This is a genomic window from Photobacterium sp. DA100, from assembly GCF_029223585.1.
In the GTDB taxonomy this organism is placed as follows: domain Bacteria; phylum Pseudomonadota; class Gammaproteobacteria; order Enterobacterales; family Vibrionaceae; genus Photobacterium.
On the sequence record NZ_CP119423.1, the window covers coordinates 1847723 to 1866674 of the forward strand.

Sequence of the window (18952 nt, forward strand, 5' to 3'; positions counted from 1 at the left end):
ATAGACGACAAAAAGGAGCCGTAGGCTCCTTTTTTGATCGGTCTGCGCTAGCGAAAGATATCAGTAAACGACTTTGATATCAGCGGCAGTGGCGATGGCATCTTCAACGGCGCTCTCAATGCTATTACGGCGGGTCAGGGCGACCCCGAGGCGACGGCGGCCATTGATTTCTGGCTTACCAAACAGGCGAGCTTGCGTGTTCGGGCGAGCAAGCGCAGTAGCAAGGTTATCGAAGCGGATGTTGTTGGATACGCCTTCTCCCAGCACGACCGCGGAAGCCGACGGACCGTACTGTTGAATGGTGTTGATTGGCATACCAAGGAAAGCTCTGACGTGCAGGGCAAATTCAGACAGCTCCTGAGAGATCAGCGTGACCATGCCGGTATCGTGTGGGCGAGGGGAGACTTCATTGAAGATCACTTGGTCGCCTTTGACGAACAACTCCACGCCGAAGATACCGTAGCCGCCCAGAGCGTTTACCACTTTCCCGGCGGCGTACTCAGCTGCCTTGATAGCTTCTGCTGACATGACCTGCGGCTGCCATGATTCGCGATAGTCACCATCTTCCTGGCGGTGGCCGATTGGCGCACAGAAGTGGGTTCCGTCGACAGCGCGTACCGTCAGTAGGGTAATTTCATAATCAAAGTCGATAAAACCCTCGACAATAACGCGTCCGGCACCGGTGCGACCACCTTCCTGGGCATAGCTCCAGGCTTTCTCTACGTCTTGCTGCGACTTGATAACACTTTGGCCTTTGCCAGACGAACTCATTACAGGTTTCACGACACAAGGAATACCGACGTGCTCTACCGCAGCTTTGAAATCGTCATAGTTGTCGGCAAAACGGTAAGGGGAAGTCGTCAGGCCAAGTTCTTCTGCGGCCAGGCGACGGATACCCTCACGGTTCATGGTTAGCTTGGTTGCGTTGGCGGTCGGTACGACATTCAGGCCGTCGGCTTCCAGCTCAACCAGGGTATCAGTGGCAATCGCTTCGATTTCAGGAACAACGTAATCGGGTTTCTCATCGGCAATCAACTGCTTCAGGGCCTCACCATCTAACATGTCAATAACATGGCTGCGATGGGCAACTTGCATTGCCGGTGCATCGGCATAACGGTCAACGGCAATAACTTCCAGACCAAGGCGTTGGCATTCAATGGCGACTTCTTTGCCAAGCTCGCCAGAGCCAAGAAGAAGTACACGCGTTGCGTTTAAGCGGGTGGCAGATCCTAACATTGGAATTCCTTTACTGGAGGTGACGTGAAACTAGTGCGGATCATACAGCAATCACCCATCAACGCAAACGTTTGCGCGTGGTTTTTTAGCGATAGCATAAAATCGTTTTCTATTGGCTAACTCGTTATCAAGCATAGTGTTTGTTGTTGATGCGAACTGGTGGCTTTTTGCTCGCCTTGGCCGGGCGGGAGGAGACAACGAAATCTCAGCAATATTCTGTCATGATTGTCAAAGTTATGTCATTAGTCTGCTTTAGGCTCGAATTTGCCCCGTTTTACCGTTAGATTAGCCGCAGTTTTGTTTGGCAACGACATTGATTACATCATGAAAAAATATCTGCTAGCTCTCGGACTGATGATGGCGGTTCCATTTTCAGCTCAGGCGTCACAAGCTGTCGGCATCTTCTTTGGTAGCCCTATGTCTGGTATCCAGTATAAGCACCATGATTTGCGCTTCTCGCTAGGTATCGACGATTTTGGTCTGGCTTTCGATAAAACCTTTAACCTAGGTTCGCTAACCAAAGATCCAGGTATGAATAACCTTTACACCTTTGTTGGTGCTCAGTACGTAGATAATAAATACAACAAGCTTGGTGTACGCGGCGGGATTGGTTTCCAAGTGCCGGTTGACAGCTTTGAGTTCTATGGCGAGGTCGGCCCAACACTTTACGTGGTTGAAGATGTCGATCTTGAGTTGGAAGGCCAGCTAGGCTTCCGTATTCGCTTCTAAGCGAAATCCCAAGATGCAATTAGCGAGGAGCCATATCGGCTCCTCGTTTTGTTTGGTGTTCTGTTGGGAGTATGGTGGATTACTGGTTGCAGGGTTATTCTTTTTCGATTAAATCGGCCTCTAGGTAATACTTCCTCGCACCATCATGGAGTGGAGCGGTGAGCCCATCCGACACCATCTCCTCTTTCTCTAGGAGGGAAAAAGCGGGATGGAGCTTTTTGAAGGTATCGAAATTTTCGAAAACCGACTTCACCATCTCGTAGACAATCCTCTCGTCCACTGCCGCTGATGACACAAGGGTGGCACCGACCCCGAAGGTTTGCACGTCGTGGTTGTTACCGCGATACATTCTCCCCGGTATGGTTGTCGTGCGATAGAAACTGTTCTCCTCAACCAATCGGTCCACCACAGGGCCAGAGACATCGACAATCACACTCTCGCAGGCTGTCGTCGCTTCCTTGATTGCACCGCTAGGGTGGCCAACGGTATAGACGATGGCATCGATTTTGTTATCGCACAGGGCGTGTGACTGGTAAGACGCCTTTAATTCGCTAACCTGGGCAAAGTCTTTTTTCGTCCAGCCATAGGCTTTCATCAGCATTTCCATCGTATTGCGTTGACCCGAGCCCGGGTTGCCGATGTTCACCCGTTTGCCCTTGAGATCTTCAAAGCGTTTGATGCCCGAGTCGGCACGGGCAACCACGGTAAAGGGTTCGGGATGGATGGAAAATACCGAGCGCAGTGACTTGAACGGGCCTCTGTTTTTAAACTTGCTGGTACCGTTGTAGGCGTGATACTGCCAGTCTGACTGGGCGATTCCCAGATCGAGTTCACCGGTGCGGATGCTGTTAATGTTAAAAATCGATCCTCCGGTAGATTCGACCGAACATCTTATACCGTGTTGACTCCTGCCATTGTTGACCAATCGGCAAATGGCGCCTCCTGTCGGGTAGTAAACGCCGGTTACACCGCCAGTACCGATCGTGACAAAGGATTGGGCATGAGACAGCAAGGAGAGCGATAGCAGAACGCCGCAGAGAAATGAGAAAGTTAAAGCACGCCAAGACATTCCGTAAACCTCATATATGGTTGGTTATATACCCCAGTAACTTCAAAAGGCTTGGTTTAGGGAGAGTGTAGACGGTGGCGATGTGAGACTTGTCGTGGGAATAAGACACCCCAAGCGCATAATGATGTTATGCAGGCTTGGGGGCTTGAGTGCAGAGCAGGGTTAGCTTTCTGCGGGGGCAGCTTTTTTATTTTCCCATTGGGTGATAAAGGCAACGGAGGTAATGATAATCGCAGCGCCAAGCCACAGCCTTCCTGGCGGAACCCAGCCAAATACCAGCCAACCGCCAAGCACGTTCAGGGGTAGCTTCGCGTGATCGAACGGTTGGACAAACGAGGCATCGGCGACAGCATAAGCTTTCGCGATAGCCCATTGGGCCAGTGCCGTTAGCAAGCCAGCTGCGCCAAGCAGCAGCCAGGTGAACCCGGTTTGTGGCAGGGTGAATTCCGGAACGGCCAGGAACAGGTTATACGGGGTAATGAGGATCAGCAGGTATACCACAATGGTGGTTGGTGATTCGCTGGCCGACATTTTCTTTACCATCAATGAGTAGCACGCCCAGAAAAAGGCGGCGGCTACGGGCAGTAATGTCGCCCAGCTGAACCCATCTGACCATGGCTCAAGAATTATCATGGCACCGCTGAAGCCCGCAAGGGTTGCGATCCAGCGTGCAGTGCCGACCTTCTCTTTTAAGAACATGCCTGCGCCAATCGTAGCAAAGAGCGGAGAGGTCATAAGCAGCGCGATCCCTTGCCAGATAGGCACTGGGTAGGCCAGGGCCCAGAGCCAAAGCTGAATACCGACAACCGCTAGCAAGACGCGAAAACAGTGCTGGCCGAAATATTGGGTGCGAAGTGCGTTACGGAGACCGAGGGTTCTTAGCCAGGGAAAAATGGCCACCAAGGCAATGAAATACTGGAATAGGGCAACAGTGGTCGATGGAATGTGGAGAACCATGCTGAGATACTGTGCCAGGCTGTTGACTATCGCAAAAGCCAAGCCGGCAGTAATCATCCAGCTTGCCCCTTGAATCGGGTTGTGTTGATGAGACATGAATTAATGTTTTATTGAGTTTATAACTTGAAAATCATACACCTACCCATAGAAAGAAAAAACTGCTTTCTGCCCGCCAAGGGTTCACAAATACAAAAAAACCGCCCGTAGGCTAACTCCTATCAATTAAGATGCTTGGAGCGAACCACATAGCGAGTTTTACTGATACGAACGGTCCTTGATTTGGGCCGTTTTTTTCGCTCAGGCAAAATATAACGTTTTACTCGCTCTCGCATTGCCCTTAACTTCTTGGGTATTGAGCCGGGCGATGCGATTGCACACCACATTAATTCATCCTGGATATCCCTCAAAGCCATCATAAAACTGATCCGTAAAGGCGACACTTTAGCTTCTTTCGCTATTCGGCTTATTTCCAACCGGACTAGATTATAGGCAATTAAGGTGCCCCAGATCTCCTGCTCAACACCTTCGATTGATTGACTGCGAAGTAGGATCTCATCCTCAAGCATGTCGTGTTTTATCTCCCCGTAACTGTTTTCGATTTCCCATCGTTCGAAGTAAACATTAAGCAAGGATTGCAGGTCATATTTTTTGTCTGTTAGGGACGTCAAAACCCCTTTGATATGATTGGGTTGATCTTTTTCTGGATAAAGCGCAAGTCTAGCCTGCCACTTTTCAGGCAGATGAGGATCTTTTTTGCGAGCTTGTTGAGAAACATTCATTTCTACTATCAAGTCACGCCCGTCTTCATCTAACTGCTCTATGATTGTGTACTTTGTATTGGATTTAATGGGAGTCATCCAGTGGCTAGAACCATGTTGGTTTTGCCAGTTAATCATCAACTCTGCACCTAAATAGCATCGGTCGAAAATAGTAAGGGAGTTGGCTGTTGCAGAGGAAATGAGTTGCTTGGCGTAGCTTTCTTCACCCTTGTAGCTAGGACCAAAAGCGACATTATGGATTAGCCGACTTCGGAGGGAGCAGAGTGCACATAGCCTTACAACTGGGTATTCAGTATGGCGAGTTTTACTGTGCTTAACGTATTGAAAATGCTCTGCAAGGGCTGGGGTATCGTGGGTCCTAAATTGCGTGCCATCTACAGAGAAAAGCTTTAACCCGAACCATGTATCTTCACTATCCTCTGTTTGTACCCAATGCTGTGAAGTTAATGTAAATAGGGCTTCGAGAGGCTTAGCTGTTAACCGTTTTCTTGCTTGGGGGATCGCACTCGGAGCAATGGACTCACCTAGAGAACTGGAAAGCTTAAGGTCTAGCTTATCAAGTACATCGGTAATCGGTCTATCACGGTATAAACCAATCCCAACAACAAGCCAGACCACAAGCTCAGCAGGTAGCTTCCGTCGCCTTAAACTTGCCTTGTTGGTGTCATCGAGTGCTTGTTGAATCCACTCAAGAGGCAACTCTTTTTGAAACAAAGAGAGTGAGTCAGGTGAAGCAAAATCATCAACATCGATCAGCCAATGTGCCAACATAAAAAATACCCTCATACTTAATGTCTGAGGGTATTTTCACTCAACCGTAGGATCATTCAACTGATCAATGGCTTAACTGATCGGTGTTAGCCCGTAGGCGGTTTTTTAATACGATGCGCTTATGCTGCCACATAAGACAACGGAATATCCGGATTCAGCGCTTCTAGTGTCGTCTGCGTATCAGACAGGTGGCTGATAGTACTGTCAGCTTTTTCCACCAGTGCCGCTTCTTCAATGTCAGCCAGTGAATAGCCCGCCATATTCATGTTAACCAGTGCAACCTGAAGAGGAGGAAGGCTAGGGTTGAATGCTGCGTTTTCAGCATACATACCAATGAACGTTTTACCGTCTTTGGCTTTTAGTGCCACACCACTGAAGTTCTTGGTGTAAGGCGCATGAGCACGGTTTGCAGCCTGGCAAGCTAGTTGAACAAGGGCTTCTGTAGCTTCGGTTGTAACGCCATTATCAACTTTAGCCAGCAGTGCATCGGTAATATTCAGATCGGCCGGGCCGAAAGATTCAGGCAAGTATTCCTGTAGCGACTTAGCAGCGCGCTCAGGCAACTGAACGACGAGTTCTTTGGCCGTAGTCAGTTCGTTCATGAACTGGCGGCAGTGGCCACATGGGCTGTAGTTGATGGTGATATCTGAAATGCCGGTTTCGCCTTTCACCCAAGCATGACTGATGGCGGATTGTTCTGCGTGAATCGTTTGGGAAAGGCAAGCACCAACAAATTCCATGTTAGCACCGAAATAAAGCGTACCAGATTGACCACGAACAATCGCGCCAACATAGAAATTAGAGATAGGTGCAACAGAATAAGCGGCCGCAAGCGGAAGTAATGCTACACGCAATTCACTGTCAGTCATGTTGGTTTTCGACATTAACTGAGCAAACACCTCAGGGCTTAAGGTGGCATCGAAATTCTCGGCTTCTAGCACAGGTTTGATTGCAGAAGCTAGATCAGTGGGTAGAGCGCCTAAAGCATCCATTACTTTAGTGTGCATGAGTTTTCACTCCGTCTTGTGTATGGAGAAACATTGTAGGCTTGCTAATCCTATAATTGAGTGATCTCGATCACACTTAACAATGAATCGTTTCATTGTTTGCATTAATGCGAGTCGGGTCACACAGGTTATAAAAAAATTATAGATTATTATCAGTCATTTAGTTTTGTATTCGATTACCAGCACAGCTTAGCTAAACACAGCTATGATGAGCGGAAACAATATTGGCGCCAAAATAGAGGTGATCACACCACAGATCACCAGGGCCAACGAGCTAAATGCCCCTTCCTGATAATTCTCCTCCGCGGCTTTTGCCGTACCCAAAGCATGGGATACCGTACCCATGGTAAGCCCCTTGGCAATTGGCGCTTTGACGCCGATAAGACGAAATAGGGGGTAACCCAGTACCGCGCCAAATAAGCCAGCGATAATTACCATAATAGCGGCAACCGAAGGGAGTCCGCCAACTTGTTCGGCCACCGCCATCGCAATAGGCGTTGTCACCGATTTAGGCAGGATAGATGCCGTCAGCTGCGCATCTGCGCCGAGCGCAAGGGCAATACCGGCGCCGGTGATCATCGACAGTACGCTGCCGATTAAACAGGTAGAGAAAATCACCTTCCACTTTTGGCGGATCTGGCTAAGTTGCTCATACAGAGGGAACGCCAAAGCAACGACTGCGGGCTCGAGTAGGGCATTGATCCATTTGTTCTGCTCAAAATAGGTTTCATAAGGTACCTCCAGCCACATGAGTAGCGGGATGATCACAACCAGGCAGATCAGAAGCGGGTTAACAATCGGATGCTGGATATGTTTTGAAATATAGCGTGCCGTGTAGAACACGACCAAGGTAGTCAGCAGCCAGATCATTGGTTTTCCTTATAGTGTGTTGCCAAGCCAATAACCACGAATACCACCACGCTACTGCCGATAGTGCTGAGAAGAATGGTAAGGGTGTTGTTGGTGAGAAGATCGAGGTAGTTCATTAGGCCGACGCCAACAGGAACGAACAGCAGTGCCATATGGCGAATAAGCAAATGGCAGCCTTGCATTGCCCAGTGGGCGGGGATAATGCCCATTGAGAGAGCGGTGAACAAAATCAGCATGCCGATAATGCTACCGGGAATGGCTAAACCTGTAAGGTGTTGGATGCCTTTGCCTATCATCAGGCAGATAAATATGATGAAAAAAGATCGTAGATAAGCCATGAGCCCTTCAGGTGTGGTAGAAGAAACTCATTTATCATACAAAATAAATGTGATCTAAGCCACACTTAGTTGCCGGTTTTAAGAGGTTTATAAATAGCCGGTAAATGAAGCGACAATGACGGCAAAAGCCATCAATGCCAACACAGCAACAGAGATTTTGTGCACCACACTGGTTTTGACTATTTCTTCTGTGGCAGATCTGAACTCGTGATTGTCGTGCTCTGGTGAAGGCAGGGCTTCTTTCTTTTCGGCTTTGTCAGGTTCATGGACGAGTCGACACATTTTCTCGGGCAGCGGCACCCTGAAGCCGTATTGTGGGACAACCTCAATGGGAATGGCCATTTTCCCCTGGCGCTCGAGTTTTGCGGCCAACGGCTTGAGAATGGTGTTGAGATCGTAATGCTGATTGGTGCCATCCTCATAGGGATCAAGCTGGCTGAACGTTTTGTTATGCAACTGCTCATGGCTGATCACTTCGCCGGCACAATAGCACAGTGCCTCGAGTAATCGAGACTCATGCAAAGTGAGCGGTGTTTCCGTTTTGTCGCGCCATACCAGCAGGTGTACATCTGGCTCGAAGTCGACCTCGGGAAAGCGGAAGCAGCGTGTTAAAGATTGTGTTGTCATATCAATCACTACAATTCATCGTTCGAATCCATGAATGACAATTTCAAATCCATCACTATTTAGTGTTGGTGTTCATGCGGTGTTGCGCAATCTCACAACGAAGAATCATTGGCGATAAAAAGCCCCTTGGCGGCGTGCGCGCAAGGGGCTAATTTTTTCTACATTTATTTCAGTCAGCTAGTGACAGAATCAAACAACAGCAAAGTGCCTAATTTACACCAGTGTTTGTACGTAATCGTAGACAGCTTTTAGGATCTTCATATTCTTCTCGCTCGATTGGTGCTCCATGGCAACGGCTTCGAGGTTTTGAATATACCCTGGAAGGTTCTCTTCGAAGAAATCCTGGCAATGGTGCTTCCAGCGCTGTTGCTCTTGGTAATCCAGTGTCATCGGGAAATTACGGGCACGGTAGCGGAACAGCAGCGGCTTGATGCGCTTGTCGCTGACGTTTAGTTCCAGCTTGCCCAGTTCATCCTCAGGGGTCTTCTGGATGATATCGATGGTTGAGCGATCGGCGTTGGAGAAAAAGCCGTCGTACAGCATGGCGTCGACGTTGTCATGTTTTTCAAACTCTCGCTCGACACTGTATATCGCCAACAGCTTCTCACGGATTTCCGGATGCGCTTTCAAGGTCGCCAGGTTCTTCAGGCAAGCTTCGCGGTCGATACCGATACGGGCGGCATCTTCGGCGCGTAGCGTTTTCGCCGGCGCAAGGACCGGGCATTTATTCAAGTGCACCAGTTTCAGCGGAACAGGCAGTTCATCCGGGCCGAGATCAACCCGTTTGGTGTAGAGCCGTTCGCGCAGCTCATCGGCAGGGAGCTCGATCAGCGGGGTCGGATCCATGGCCAGGTTCACAGTAATTACCGCATTCTTGTTATCAGGGTGCCATGCCATCGGTACGATCCAGCTGGTGTTGCCGCACTCGACACCGAACATGCCAGAGACATGCATCAGCGGGGTCATTTCCACGATATCTACCAGCTCTTGCAGCTTACGCTTATTACGCAGCTTGAAGAAGTAGTCAAACAGCTTTGGCTGGTTCTGCTTAACGATTTTTGCCAATTCAATAGTGGCATACACATCGGCCATCGCATCGTGCGCATTGGCGTGTTCAATACCGTTGGCAACCGATAGGTGTTCCAGCTTAAAGCTCGGCAGGCCGTCCTCATTGGTCGGCCAGTTCATGCCGTCCGGACGAAGCGCATAGCACGTACGCATGATATCCAGCAAATCCCAGCGTGAGTTGCCGTTTTGCCAGCTCCAGGCGTATGGGTCGTAGAAATTGCGGTAAAGGGTATAGCGGGTCACTTCATCATCGAAGCGTACGTTGTTGTAGCCGATCACACAGGTATTGGGCTTCGACAGCTCCTGGTGAATACGGGCAATGAACTCAGGCTCAGGCAAGCCTTTCTCATGGGCTTCCTGCGGTGTGATCCCGGTGATAAGGCAAGCTTCAGGTGAAGGCAGGTAGTCCACCGGTGGCTTGCAGTAGATCACCAGCGGCTCACCGATAATGTTCATGTCCATGTCGGTACGCACCCCGGCAAACTGGCACGGGCGATCTAGCGCCGGATTGGCACCGAAGGTTTCATAATCCAGCCAAAACAGGGTTGGCTCATTGGTTTCATTCATAGTGTTTTCCAGAAGCCACCGTGTTGATATTAAGTGTTAGTTCTCACGGTAGCTTTTTAAAATTGGTTGGAATTTAAGCACTGATACAACACATATTTTTAGCTGTTCAACACTTAAAAACTCAGATTAGTTAAGTATCCCGCAACTCGCCGCAAAGAGGCAAGGTGCAAAGGTAAATTCATGATGGAATTGAGCTCGACAGGCCAAAACACCAGATTGGCGGATGGAAGGTTGACAGATTTTCTAGACATCATTGTCAGTTAAACTATTTACACCATCAATAACATATGGTTACATACAGAACGTTGTGCTGAAGGATTGAGCGAGAGTGGTTTGATTAGCTACTGGCTGCATTTTAAATGAACTCGTTTCGTTAATCTTCTTCGTCTATTCAGCGGTACCCGGAAGATATACGAACGGTGTTCGTGAAATAAAATGTTATAAGTGAGAGGTAGACGAAATGATTATATCTCCAAATGATTGGATGATTAAAGCTGGTGCAAAAATTGTTGGCGATAATCAATTGGCTCTTCCCTTGAATTGTTTATTGGTACCAATGGGGCTAGCTAGTGAAGCGATTGTCTCGTATAGGCAATCTGAAGCACTAAATGAACGGATAAAACATGGTTTAGTTGTAGTGACTATGGTTCGTGTAGCCGATACAGCTTACTTTTCTCGTGTGGCAAAGATGTTGTATGAACATAATGGGAAAAAAATTAAGATATGTGAACATTGCATTAGAGGGCAACTCTGGCCCACAAAAATTAAGGAATATCGCCAAAAAGCGAACAAAAATATTATCCACAAAATGGAACAGGGATTACCTATCAACAATATTGATTTAGAAGTGGTTGAAAAATACTACGAGGAAATGTTCCAGCACCCTTTAACGAACCCTATACATTGGCCAGCAGTAAATGGATTGCAGCGTTGTAACAAGTGTACTCAAAAAAGAAAAAGATAGGGCATTCCTCACAAGTCAGGCGTGTTCACTTATAACAAAGCAATCAAGGTGATGCGTTACACTCGGCGGTTTTGGTATGGAGTTTGGTGCGCTTTGCTGGTTCAGTGGGGCACACCTTATTGCCGGCGTTATGTAAATCTCAATAATTTGGAGTAATTTAAACTTGGACAGTCTGCTAGAGCCAACTCTACCTGTAAATATACAGTCGTTTTACGCAATGCTAGTTTCTGTAGCAGGAGTTTTGCTTGGTATTGGTTTTGCAGCAATGCTATTCATTTTGCAAAGTGGGTTTACCTCCTTCAAGTATTCGCGACGAATGTATGTCTTGCTTTATTTGTATTTTGGTAAGCAAGTTTTGCTTTCGTTGGCGTATCTTACTTTACTTCCTTTTTTGGTTCTGTATTTACCTGATAGTAATCAGGTGACAGCATTTGTTCAGTTCGCCTTTTGCATTTTCTTTCTGGTTAATACACTCGATTATGCGCGAGAAGAGGGGTATATAATCACTCTCAACTCGCACAAGTTTGTACCTCGACAATACGGTTCAATTCGTCGCTACTTTCGATATATAAGTAATCGAGGTACATTACGAAATGCTGTGCATTTGGTGCCACCTTTCTTTGTTGTCTTGTATCCTTATATGCTTTCTTCAAAAAATGGGCTGACTCTAGAACTCAGTGAAGTAGCAATGTTTTATTCCTGTTTACTTGTGCTTTGCTATACCCTGTTTAAGCTTACAATGTTTATTCCGGAGTTTTTCTCATTCACGGACACTGAGTTTAAATTAACGCATAAACTGGACACTGATGAGCCGAAAGAGGATGACAGAAGCTATGAAATAGAGCGTTCGCACCTCAAAGAATATCTTGTAAATCATGGGTATCATGAGTTGGATCCAATGACTCCATCGAGCTTTCTCGATGGTGAGCTTAAAATGTATTTATTCCCTTCTAAAGGAAACCTAGCACATTTCAATATCTATGTTGAAATTAATAATACTACGCCAGAACAGCTCAAAGAAGAGGTTGCGAAGTATGGGTATAGTTTTGCTAAAGTTCTAATGAACTCAAAGTCTGACATCACTCAATTCGTTCTGTCATTTCACGTTACTATCTCTGGAGATAAACAGAGAAATTTGTTTTTTAGGTTCGATACTGGCGATATTCATGCACTTAACGAACATTCAATAAATGGTCATATGTCTATGTTTGATCTCAAAAATGTTTGTGTTGATGAACTCTTCAGGTAATTTACATAACAAAGCATTTAAGAGTGATTCCCAACGCTTGGCATTTTTCATTCCATCGTTGGGTTTTATGTTTACGGTGGTATGGTTGGGTTTCGTGGTAGCGTTGCTCACACCTTTATGCGGCTAAGCAGCTAGGTGATTTGGTAAGAAGAAATGAATTTTAATCAAAGATTTGAATGTACAACTTGTGAAAGTTTGGTTGATTGTAGAATCGGAATGTCTAACAGAGATGTTCAACCAATAAGGTTTTGCTGCCCAAGTTGTGGCGAGGCCATCCATATTGATATTGAAAATGGAAAAGGCGTAAAAGTAAAAGGGGCTAAAGCAGTTGAGTTTGAGGGACCTTTTACCAACGAGTATCCATTTGTCGATCTACACCTAGATTTTCCTGTTACTTTTGGTGAATATCAAATGGGTCATACACCATTTTTGAAAGCTATAGGCCGAATTGGGCATGAAAACTTCGGTATTCACAATGCCAGATTGAATGGCTTGAACATATTACATTCGAAAACTGAAGAATTAGAACGTGTTCTACGTTTGTACTCAAAAAATGTGAATTTATTTGGACGGTTATGTAAAAAAGAGTTTGGAGAAACTCTAAGGTCTGAAAAGCCTCAAGATGTAAACTTAGCCCTATATTGCGTCATAGCGAAAGTGTTTGCCCCTTTTTCAATGCCATCTGAAAACGCAGAGTCTGTTGCTATTCATATGAAAGGTATTAATGATGCATTATCTTCTGATGCTGAGGCATTTGATGCACTTTTTGAGGAGATTATTGGAACCGATTTTTTAAAGAATACACAACACGATTGCATAGAAATTTACCCGCAAATTTTGGCAGGAGAGTTGGCATTTAGACCAGCACTATTTCTGGACTTTGACACCGATTACGATAAAGAGTTGGTAGCTTTTAGGGTGTCTACAGATGACTTTAATAAGTACAAAGATCTATACAAAGATATCTCTGAAATTTTATCTCGTCAGCTCATTTTGGTCGCAGGGATTAACAACGTTATTCATCGTAAAGATCATAATAAGTTCAAAGATGTTGGCAAGGCAACGCCGAAGTCACTCAGCCACTTTGCAGACTTACCTTATGGATTTAAAGTCAGTCATTTAGATGAGTGCTGGTACCAAATTGGTGAAGATGCAATTAATAACCAGTTGCGTAACTCAATTGCACATGTCAAAGCGGAATATGATGATACAACTCAAGTTATCACTTATTACCCCAAGAAAGAAGGTATAAAGCAAGAGAAAGCAAAGTCAATGTACTTCATTGATTTTATGAGAAAAATACTCATGTCATACCGTGAAATGCATCGACTACATCAATTAATTAAATGCCTGTTTAACTATGAGCATTTGATTCGCCAAAAAGCTGCTTAACAAACTGTTGAAGAGTGATTCTACAACGCGTGGCATTTTTACTATGCGTTGCGTTTAGTGTTTAAGGTGGTATGCGGCGGCATCGGTATTCCGTTGCTCACACCTTAACAGGGCTAAGTGCTCTTAGATTATTGAAATAATTTAAGTTATGAGGATGAAAAATGAAAAATGAGTAATGTTGCAGACAGCAATGCTAATGTTGTGACGCAGACTGATACTGGGGTTGACGCATTTGAAGCCTTGACTGTTCGAGAAGATGTCGCTGTCAAACAACCAGTAGCTGATAAGAAAGATTTTTTTGTCCAAACTAGAGCAAGCACATTAAATAAGTGTAGAGAAAAACTTAATAAAATTAAAAATCATAGTTTTACCTATGGTGAAATACTACTGAGTATTTGTTCTGTCGGAATAGGTGTTATTGCGAGTGCTTACTTCTCAAATGTTCAATTAAACAAAGATGCTTTGTTTCCGTATGTAATAACTCCTGTTGTAAGCTCAGTTTGTGGAGTGTGGTATTTTATAAAGAGAAAGGACAGCCATAAAGCAGCTAGTGATTTAGCTGAAGAAATACTTGATGAATTACCAAATCCAGCAGAAACTGTTGATGTTAAGGTTAAACAATGAACATTAATGATATCTACACTCAATTATTATACTCAACAGCACCAATTTCGGTTGAAAATGTCGATGGAACTAATGTCGAGGCTACAGCATTTTTCTATATGTTCTATGATGAGAATAAACAAAATATTCCGTTTTTGATTACCAACTATCATGTAATCGAACGCGCAAAGAGAATATACAGTGAGTTTTTCGTTAGAGAAGGCAACCTCCCTTCTAAAACAAATAAAGTTACTGTTGAGTTGAATTTGCCCACCGCTAAAAGGTATTCTTCACCTGAACTTGACTTAGTTGCGATTCCAATTGGTCACTTAATTAACCAATTAGAAAACACTTCGACACCGATATTTATACGGGCGATTACTTCAGATTTAGTCCCATCATTAGAACAAATCAACCAATTGTCAGCGGTTGAAAATGTAAAATATATCGGCTATCAAAAAAACTTAAGTAAATTACTGCCACTTGTACGTGGAGCTTCAACCTCTACACCGGTTTGGTCAAATTATAATGATAAGAAAGCATTCTTGATCGACAGTAATATCATGCCTGGAGTAAGTGGTAGTCCTGTATTTATTGCTAGCCAAGGAATGTATAGTGAAAATGGTGGCATTGTCCTAGGTGGGAATCGGGTCATGTTTTTAGGTGTTGTATCCGCAGGTTTACCAAATTCATTGGGGTTGGTTTTAAATTCAGAACTGATTGACCAATTCTTGCACAGTGTCGTGATAAATAAGAGCACTTAACAAAGCAATCAAGGTGACTTGTTAAACTTGACGGTTCTGGTATGGAGTTTGGTGCGCTTGGTTGGTTTATCGTGGCGCAATTTATGTTCGGCGTTAACTGCACAGGAGGAAGTCGTGCAAGAAGAATATATGAATTACTACGCAAACTTTGACGAAGAGAAGCGTCTTCTATGTCAAAATATAACGCGTATTGAGTTTGATACAACACTAAGTGTGTTGGAGCCTTATATTAACTCAGCAAGTCATTTAACTGAACTTGGTGCCGCGACTGGACGCTATTCGCTTCACTATGCTCAGCAAGGTATGCATGTAACAGCAGTAGAGTTAGTTCCTGAATTAGTTGAGCAACTTAATAGTAATGCTAAGAGCCAATATTTAGACTTAGCTGTTTACGAAGCAAATGCAACTAACGTGAGCTTTATTGAAAACGCCACTCAAGACATTGTTTTAATTTTAGGACCGCTTTATCACATTCAATCAAGGTCTGATCGAGAAGCTGTTTTAAAAGAAGCCAACCGCATATTAAAGCCAAATGGTGTGGTAGCGATTGCGTATATTAGCCGTTTCTTTGTAGCAGGTTTGCTTGCAAAAATGTCCAAGAGTTTAGTTTCTCCTGAAGTTCTAAGTGAATTGAATGAAAGTGGCTTAGTTACGTCTCCCGATGTAGATCCATTTTTTAGAACGGGTTATTTTGCTAAGCCTTTAGAAATTGAAGATTTAGCTGTTCAAGCAGGTTTTAGTGTTGAAAGTCATATTGCAACTGATGGATACGTTCGTTTTATTGGTCAGGAAGTCAATCAACTCAATGAACAACAGTATCAAGCATGGTTCAAGTATCATCTTTCAACTTGTTTCGAGCAATCATTGCTTGGTAGTAGTAACCATGGTTTAGTTATTGCGAAAAAGTGTAGTTAACAAAGCGTTTAAGGCAGCATTCCCAATGCTTAGCATTTTCAGTTCAAGTTGGGTTTAGTGTTTGCGGTGTAATGTTTAGGTTAGGTGGTAGCGTTGCTCACTACTTAATTGGGCGTTAAGTTTATGGAGTCGATTTACGTGCGCTTTATCGAAAGTTAATCGGTAAATAAACTGCTTAACCTCATTACGTTAGACTTGGCTTATTTTGGAATGGAGTTTAGTAGGCATTGTGACTTGGGCGTGCCACTCCTTATATCAGGGATTAAACATTAGGAGAGTTAAATGTTGAAGTTGGAAAGATCAAAGGTTGAAGACGCTGACTTCTTCTTTGAGATAGAGCGGTTAAGTGGGACCGAAGAATTTATTATCCCATATTCTCTTGAGAAGCATCGAGAGTTAATTGGCAGCAACGAGCCAATTTACCTATCAGTGTTTCATAATGATGAACTGGTTGGCTTTATTATATTGCATCAGGAGAGTAGTGAAGCCGTCGAGTTTCGACGGATCGTGATTTTATCCAAAGGTCGTGGATTGGGTCAGTTAGCAATCAAAGCGATGGAGCGATTCTGTTCTAAAGAACTAGGGTGCTCGAGAGTTTGGCTAGATGTCTTTGAGTCGAACGTGCGTGGATTGCACATTTATAGAAAGCTGGGATACAAGCCTTTTAAAACCAGTATTTATGATGGCCAGCGGTTACTCTTCATGGAAAAATCACTTTAATATCTTGCTCAACTCAGCAGATAACGTCCGGCACTTTTCTTTCAAAGCTTAGAGTTCACGCTGCCTTCGCTTGAGGCTTTATTGTTTACGCTGCGATTGAGCGGGTACTTAGCTCCTGTTGACCATCAGATTTAAACTGTGACGGCGTCACGAAATGTCTGATTTCGCATAGTTAAAGGTGGCTAATATAAAATAGCCAGGATGTGTTTGCTAACTGGCAAAAACAGATAGGTATTAACGGGTCAATAGCGTTAGTGGAGCAAGGGAAGTAGAAAAATTGATACCCCGAGATGAAAAATACAGGTATAGCGACATCAAACCGCTATACCTGAAAGTCGTTATCCTGCTTTTTGCAGAGCACTTTTCTCAGCATTGCTGAGAATATCAGCTACGGTTAACGATGGATAAGCACTATAAAGCGGTTGCAGTTCGCCGTTTACGTATGAGCGATCATTGTTTTGTACGTACAGCATAAATTCCTTGAGATTATTCTGTACCGGTAGTGGTGGGGCATCTGCCATGTGGGAGAGAAGGGTATTAAATATATCGCCAATCTCGTTCGTGAAATCTTGGATATAACGGGCAAACTCGCCATCGTAACTGGTGATTACCGCGAGTTGTAGCTCACTTAAAAACACGAAACGGGCAAAGTGTACGGTACCAATCTTTGTTAGCGCGACATTGATGGGGTTTTTGCCTTCTGGCATGTTTTCAAATCCATCTAGGATTTCTTTTAGCTGTTGCGCATCTGCTGGTGATTTAATGTTCATCACCAAAGTTAATGGGTGTGATACTTGCTCAGTCATAACCTTTTCCTTGTCGTAGATTTTGCCGCTATGGCATGGGTTTAGAATGAATAAGGCTTAGCCTCTAATTCGCGTAGTGCTCTTTGATAAATTTCAGTGAGCTAGCCGTTTCATTCGCTGCTCTCGTACTGATAATTGGTTTTGGATCCGTGAGTACATCTTTAGTGAACCATCCAAAGTTTCTTACATTCCATTTGTCTTTGGGTAATAAGTCGTCCATGACGTAAGGTTCGAGTTCGGGTAGCTGGAACTGATCAGCGCTAACCGTGGTCAGTTTTAGAATGCTTCTGCGTGTCGACTCGGTATGACAGCTGACACAGTCTGTATTCATTACATTGCTGTTGACTGGGTTGGCGATAATATTGGGAATATCTTGTAGTTTTGGTAGAGCCGGGCTTGTAGCAGCAGAGTCAACACACTGCACAGTATTGCCAAGTTCAGTATCAATACCGTTGTTGAATAGCACTGCGGTACTAATGCCATTACAGTTATCAAAGTTCTGGTTGACGTTGTTGCCAATCCGATTACCCACGAATCCACTGGTAGAGCTTGGCTTTACATGCAGCAGCTGTGAATTGGGTGACAGGGCATTGCTGGCTAAGTTGAAGAAAATCCATTGATCTGAATTTGCCGTCCCCATGAAAGAGATGAACTCAAGTCTGTTGGCGGACAAGTTGTCATGCAGGAATGCTTTTACTTGATCTGCAAAGCTCTTAGTCAATAGGTTGCTATTGACGTTTAGTGGACCTTCCCGCTGACTAGACGCCTGCATTTGTTGTTGTGATTTTTTCAGGGTGAGTAAATCGTTGAGGATCTTTTCAAAGGCGATTTTATCTGGCTGGAAGGGCCATGTGGTGTTGAGGACGAAATTGAAGGGGAGGTGGGCCGTCATATCATGAATGGTAACAACACCGGATTCGTTTACTGTCACCGGCTGTAGCACGAGGCGAATTTGTGGGATGCTGCCCCATTGTTCAATGCTCTCGGGAGATGCACTCGGGGCTGAGGGATCTACCCGAAACCCAACCACTTTCCAGTTTTTTCTTTTTCTTAATTGGCCTTCAAATACGCCAACGCCGCTGACAAAAGAGATTTTGACGATATTTCCGCTAGCATCTTTACCATTGACTTTATTTTCTGCAAAGTAAATGACATCATTGAATTTTTCTTCAGGCCATAATTCGCCATCATTTATTAAAAAATCAGCACTAATTAATGCATTAACATCGTCTTGGCTCTTTGGTGTTGGCCAAAGGTATGCAATATCATTTAGGTTTAAATCGCTAATATCTGATATTTTATCCTTGGCTGCTGATTTTTCTATAAATATAAAACTACATAAAATAAAAAACAGTATGGATATATTTCTTGATGAGTTTCCTTTCCCTGTAAACATTGGTTACTCCCTCAATATAACAAATTCAATAAAAGTTTGAATATATAAAAGATAGGTCATCTTTTTTCTTGGGCTTATTAATATACAGCTATGAATTTAATCATATGGGTTTGTCAGGGATTATC

19 protein-coding genes are annotated in these 18952 nt (G+C 44.5%); 8 read left to right on the forward strand and 11 right to left on the reverse strand.

The genetic code is table 11. The annotated features are described in order from the left end of the window. Positions 1-60: 60 nt before the first annotated feature. Positions 61-1236: a formate-dependent phosphoribosylglycinamide formyltransferase gene (gene purT / locus PTW35_RS08645; protein ID WP_044623274.1), complete on the reverse strand. Its 1176-nt coding sequence runs from the start codon at positions 1234-1236 to the stop codon at positions 61-63. Positions 1237-1560: 324 nt separating this feature from the next. Between purT and PTW35_RS08650 the strand changes: the two genes are divergently transcribed. Further along, a complete protein-coding gene (locus PTW35_RS08650; protein WP_044624475.1) occupies positions 1561-1965 on the forward strand; it encodes a hypothetical protein in 405 nt (134 codons plus the stop codon). 94 nt (positions 1966-2059) lie between these two features. On the opposite strand, the gene PTW35_RS08655 is transcribed toward PTW35_RS08650, so the two are convergent. The 8 genes from PTW35_RS08655 to sbcB form a co-directional block, all read right to left on the reverse strand. Next, on the reverse strand, positions 2060-3034 hold the full coding sequence (locus PTW35_RS08655) for a TAXI family TRAP transporter solute-binding subunit (protein ID WP_281027334.1): 975 nt from the start codon (positions 3032-3034) through the stop codon (positions 2060-2062). Between the two features lie 162 nt (positions 3035-3196). Then, positions 3197-4087: a DMT family transporter gene (locus PTW35_RS08660; protein WP_044623276.1), complete on the reverse strand. Its 891-nt coding sequence runs from the start codon at positions 4085-4087 to the stop codon at positions 3197-3199. A 122-nt stretch (positions 4088-4209) separates the two neighbouring features. Continuing rightward, on the reverse strand, positions 4210-5541 hold the full coding sequence (locus PTW35_RS08665) for an IS4 family transposase (protein WP_281025016.1): 1332 nt from the start codon (positions 5539-5541) through the stop codon (positions 4210-4212). A 119-nt stretch (positions 5542-5660) separates the two neighbouring features. Further along, positions 5661-6548 (reverse strand): cytidine deaminase, encoded by an 888-nt coding sequence (gene cdd / locus PTW35_RS08670; protein WP_044623277.1) that lies wholly within the window; start codon positions 6546-6548, stop codon positions 5661-5663. 189 nt (positions 6549-6737) lie between these two features. Then, positions 6738-7418: a CidB/LrgB family autolysis modulator gene (locus PTW35_RS08675; RefSeq protein WP_044623278.1), complete on the reverse strand. Its 681-nt coding sequence runs from the start codon at positions 7416-7418 to the stop codon at positions 6738-6740. Beyond that, on the reverse strand, positions 7415-7756 hold the full coding sequence (locus tag PTW35_RS08680; RefSeq protein WP_281027335.1) for a CidA/LrgA family protein: 342 nt from the start codon (positions 7754-7756) through the stop codon (positions 7415-7417). The genes PTW35_RS08675 and PTW35_RS08680 overlap by 4 nt, the downstream gene beginning before the upstream one ends. Before the next feature lie 87 nt (positions 7757-7843). Next, positions 7844-8383 carry a hypothetical protein gene (locus PTW35_RS08685; protein ID WP_281027336.1) on the reverse strand — a complete coding sequence of 180 codons (540 nt, stop codon included), beginning with the start codon at positions 8381-8383 and terminating at the stop codon, positions 7844-7846. A gap of 213 nt (positions 8384-8596) precedes the next feature. Then, on the reverse strand, positions 8597-10018 hold the full coding sequence (gene sbcB / locus PTW35_RS08690; protein ID WP_281027337.1) for an exodeoxyribonuclease I: 1422 nt from the start codon (positions 10016-10018) through the stop codon (positions 8597-8599). Positions 10019-10478: 460 nt separating this feature from the next. Here sbcB and PTW35_RS08695 point away from each other — a divergent pair, with 460 nt between their 5' ends. From PTW35_RS08695 to PTW35_RS08730, 7 genes are all read left to right on the forward strand, one after another. Continuing rightward, positions 10479-10982, forward strand: coding sequence for a hypothetical protein (locus tag PTW35_RS08695; protein WP_281027338.1), 504 nt, complete (start codon positions 10479-10481; stop codon positions 10980-10982). Positions 10983-11145: 163 nt separating this feature from the next. Beyond that, positions 11146-12231, forward strand: a complete 1086-nt coding sequence (locus tag PTW35_RS08700) for a hypothetical protein (RefSeq protein ID WP_281027339.1) — start codon at positions 11146-11148, stop codon at positions 12229-12231. Positions 12232-12447: 216 nt separating this feature from the next. After that, positions 12448-13623, forward strand: coding sequence for a hypothetical protein (locus PTW35_RS08705; protein ID WP_281027340.1), 1176 nt, complete (start codon positions 12448-12450; stop codon positions 13621-13623). Positions 13624-13791: 168 nt separating this feature from the next. Further along, the gene (locus tag PTW35_RS08715; protein WP_281027341.1) at positions 13792-14247 is read left to right on the forward strand and encodes a hypothetical protein; all 456 of its coding nucleotides are present in this window, start codon (positions 13792-13794) and stop codon (positions 14245-14247) included. Then, positions 14244-14990 (forward strand): hypothetical protein, encoded by a 747-nt coding sequence (locus tag PTW35_RS08720; protein WP_281027342.1) that lies wholly within the window; start codon positions 14244-14246, stop codon positions 14988-14990. Before PTW35_RS08715 ends, PTW35_RS08720 begins: the two co-directional genes overlap by 4 nt. A gap of 114 nt (positions 14991-15104) precedes the next feature. Then, complete coding sequence (locus PTW35_RS08725; RefSeq protein WP_281027343.1) at positions 15105-15905, forward strand: class I SAM-dependent methyltransferase; 801 nt, start codon at positions 15105-15107, stop codon at positions 15903-15905. Between the two features lie 282 nt (positions 15906-16187). Next, on the forward strand, positions 16188-16625 hold the full coding sequence (locus tag PTW35_RS08730; RefSeq protein WP_281027344.1) for a GNAT family N-acetyltransferase: 438 nt from the start codon (positions 16188-16190) through the stop codon (positions 16623-16625). A gap of 338 nt (positions 16626-16963) precedes the next feature. On the opposite strand, the gene PTW35_RS08735 is transcribed toward PTW35_RS08730, so the two are convergent. Both PTW35_RS08735 and PTW35_RS08740 read right to left on the reverse strand, forming a co-directional pair. Continuing rightward, on the reverse strand, positions 16964-17431 hold the full coding sequence (locus PTW35_RS08735) for a hypothetical protein (RefSeq protein ID WP_281027345.1): 468 nt from the start codon (positions 17429-17431) through the stop codon (positions 16964-16966). Between the two features lie 64 nt (positions 17432-17495). Then, the gene (locus PTW35_RS08740) at positions 17496-18827 is read right to left on the reverse strand and encodes a hypothetical protein (protein ID WP_281027346.1); all 1332 of its coding nucleotides are present in this window, start codon (positions 18825-18827) and stop codon (positions 17496-17498) included. Between the last annotated feature and the right edge of the window lie 125 nt (positions 18828-18952).

What these genes read in the sequence shown, in the direction of transcription:
- purT (WP_044623274.1), bottom strand. Translation starts at nt 1,236, where the DNA reads ATGTTAGGATCTGCCACCCGCTTAAACGCAACGCGTGTACTTCTTCTT.
- PTW35_RS08650 (WP_044624475.1), top strand. Translation starts at nt 1,561, where the DNA reads ATGAAAAAATATCTGCTAGCTCTCGGACTGATGATGGCGGTTCCATTT.
- PTW35_RS08655 (WP_281027334.1), bottom strand. Translation starts at nt 3,034, where the DNA reads ATGTCTTGGCGTGCTTTAACTTTCTCATTTCTCTGCGGCGTTCTGCTA.
- PTW35_RS08660 (WP_044623276.1), bottom strand. Translation starts at nt 4,087, where the DNA reads ATGTCTCATCAACACAACCCGATTCAAGGGGCAAGCTGGATGATTACT.
- PTW35_RS08665 (WP_281025016.1), bottom strand. Translation starts at nt 5,541, where the DNA reads ATGTTGGCACATTGGCTGATCGATGTTGATGATTTTGCTTCACCTGAC.
- cdd (WP_044623277.1), bottom strand. Translation starts at nt 6,548, where the DNA reads ATGCACACTAAAGTAATGGATGCTTTAGGCGCTCTACCCACTGATCTA.
- PTW35_RS08675 (WP_044623278.1), bottom strand. Translation starts at nt 7,418, where the DNA reads ATGATCTGGCTGCTGACTACCTTGGTCGTGTTCTACACGGCACGCTAT.
- PTW35_RS08680 (WP_281027335.1), bottom strand. Translation starts at nt 7,756, where the DNA reads ATGGCTTATCTACGATCTTTTTTCATCATATTTATCTGCCTGATGATA.
- PTW35_RS08685 (WP_281027336.1), bottom strand. Translation starts at nt 8,383, where the DNA reads ATGACAACACAATCTTTAACACGCTGCTTCCGCTTTCCCGAGGTCGAC.
- sbcB (WP_281027337.1), bottom strand. Translation starts at nt 10,018, where the DNA reads ATGAATGAAACCAATGAGCCAACCCTGTTTTGGCTGGATTATGAAACC.
- PTW35_RS08695 (WP_281027338.1), top strand. Translation starts at nt 10,479, where the DNA reads ATGATTATATCTCCAAATGATTGGATGATTAAAGCTGGTGCAAAAATT.
- PTW35_RS08705 (WP_281027340.1), top strand. Translation starts at nt 12,448, where the DNA reads ATGTCTAACAGAGATGTTCAACCAATAAGGTTTTGCTGCCCAAGTTGT.
- PTW35_RS08715 (WP_281027341.1), top strand. Translation starts at nt 13,792, where the DNA reads ATGAGTAATGTTGCAGACAGCAATGCTAATGTTGTGACGCAGACTGAT.
- PTW35_RS08720 (WP_281027342.1), top strand. Translation starts at nt 14,244, where the DNA reads ATGAACATTAATGATATCTACACTCAATTATTATACTCAACAGCACCA.
- PTW35_RS08730 (WP_281027344.1), top strand. Translation starts at nt 16,188, where the DNA reads ATGTTGAAGTTGGAAAGATCAAAGGTTGAAGACGCTGACTTCTTCTTT.
- PTW35_RS08735 (WP_281027345.1), bottom strand. Translation starts at nt 17,431, where the DNA reads ATGACTGAGCAAGTATCACACCCATTAACTTTGGTGATGAACATTAAA.
- PTW35_RS08740 (WP_281027346.1), bottom strand. Translation starts at nt 18,827, where the DNA reads ATGTTTACAGGGAAAGGAAACTCATCAAGAAATATATCCATACTGTTT.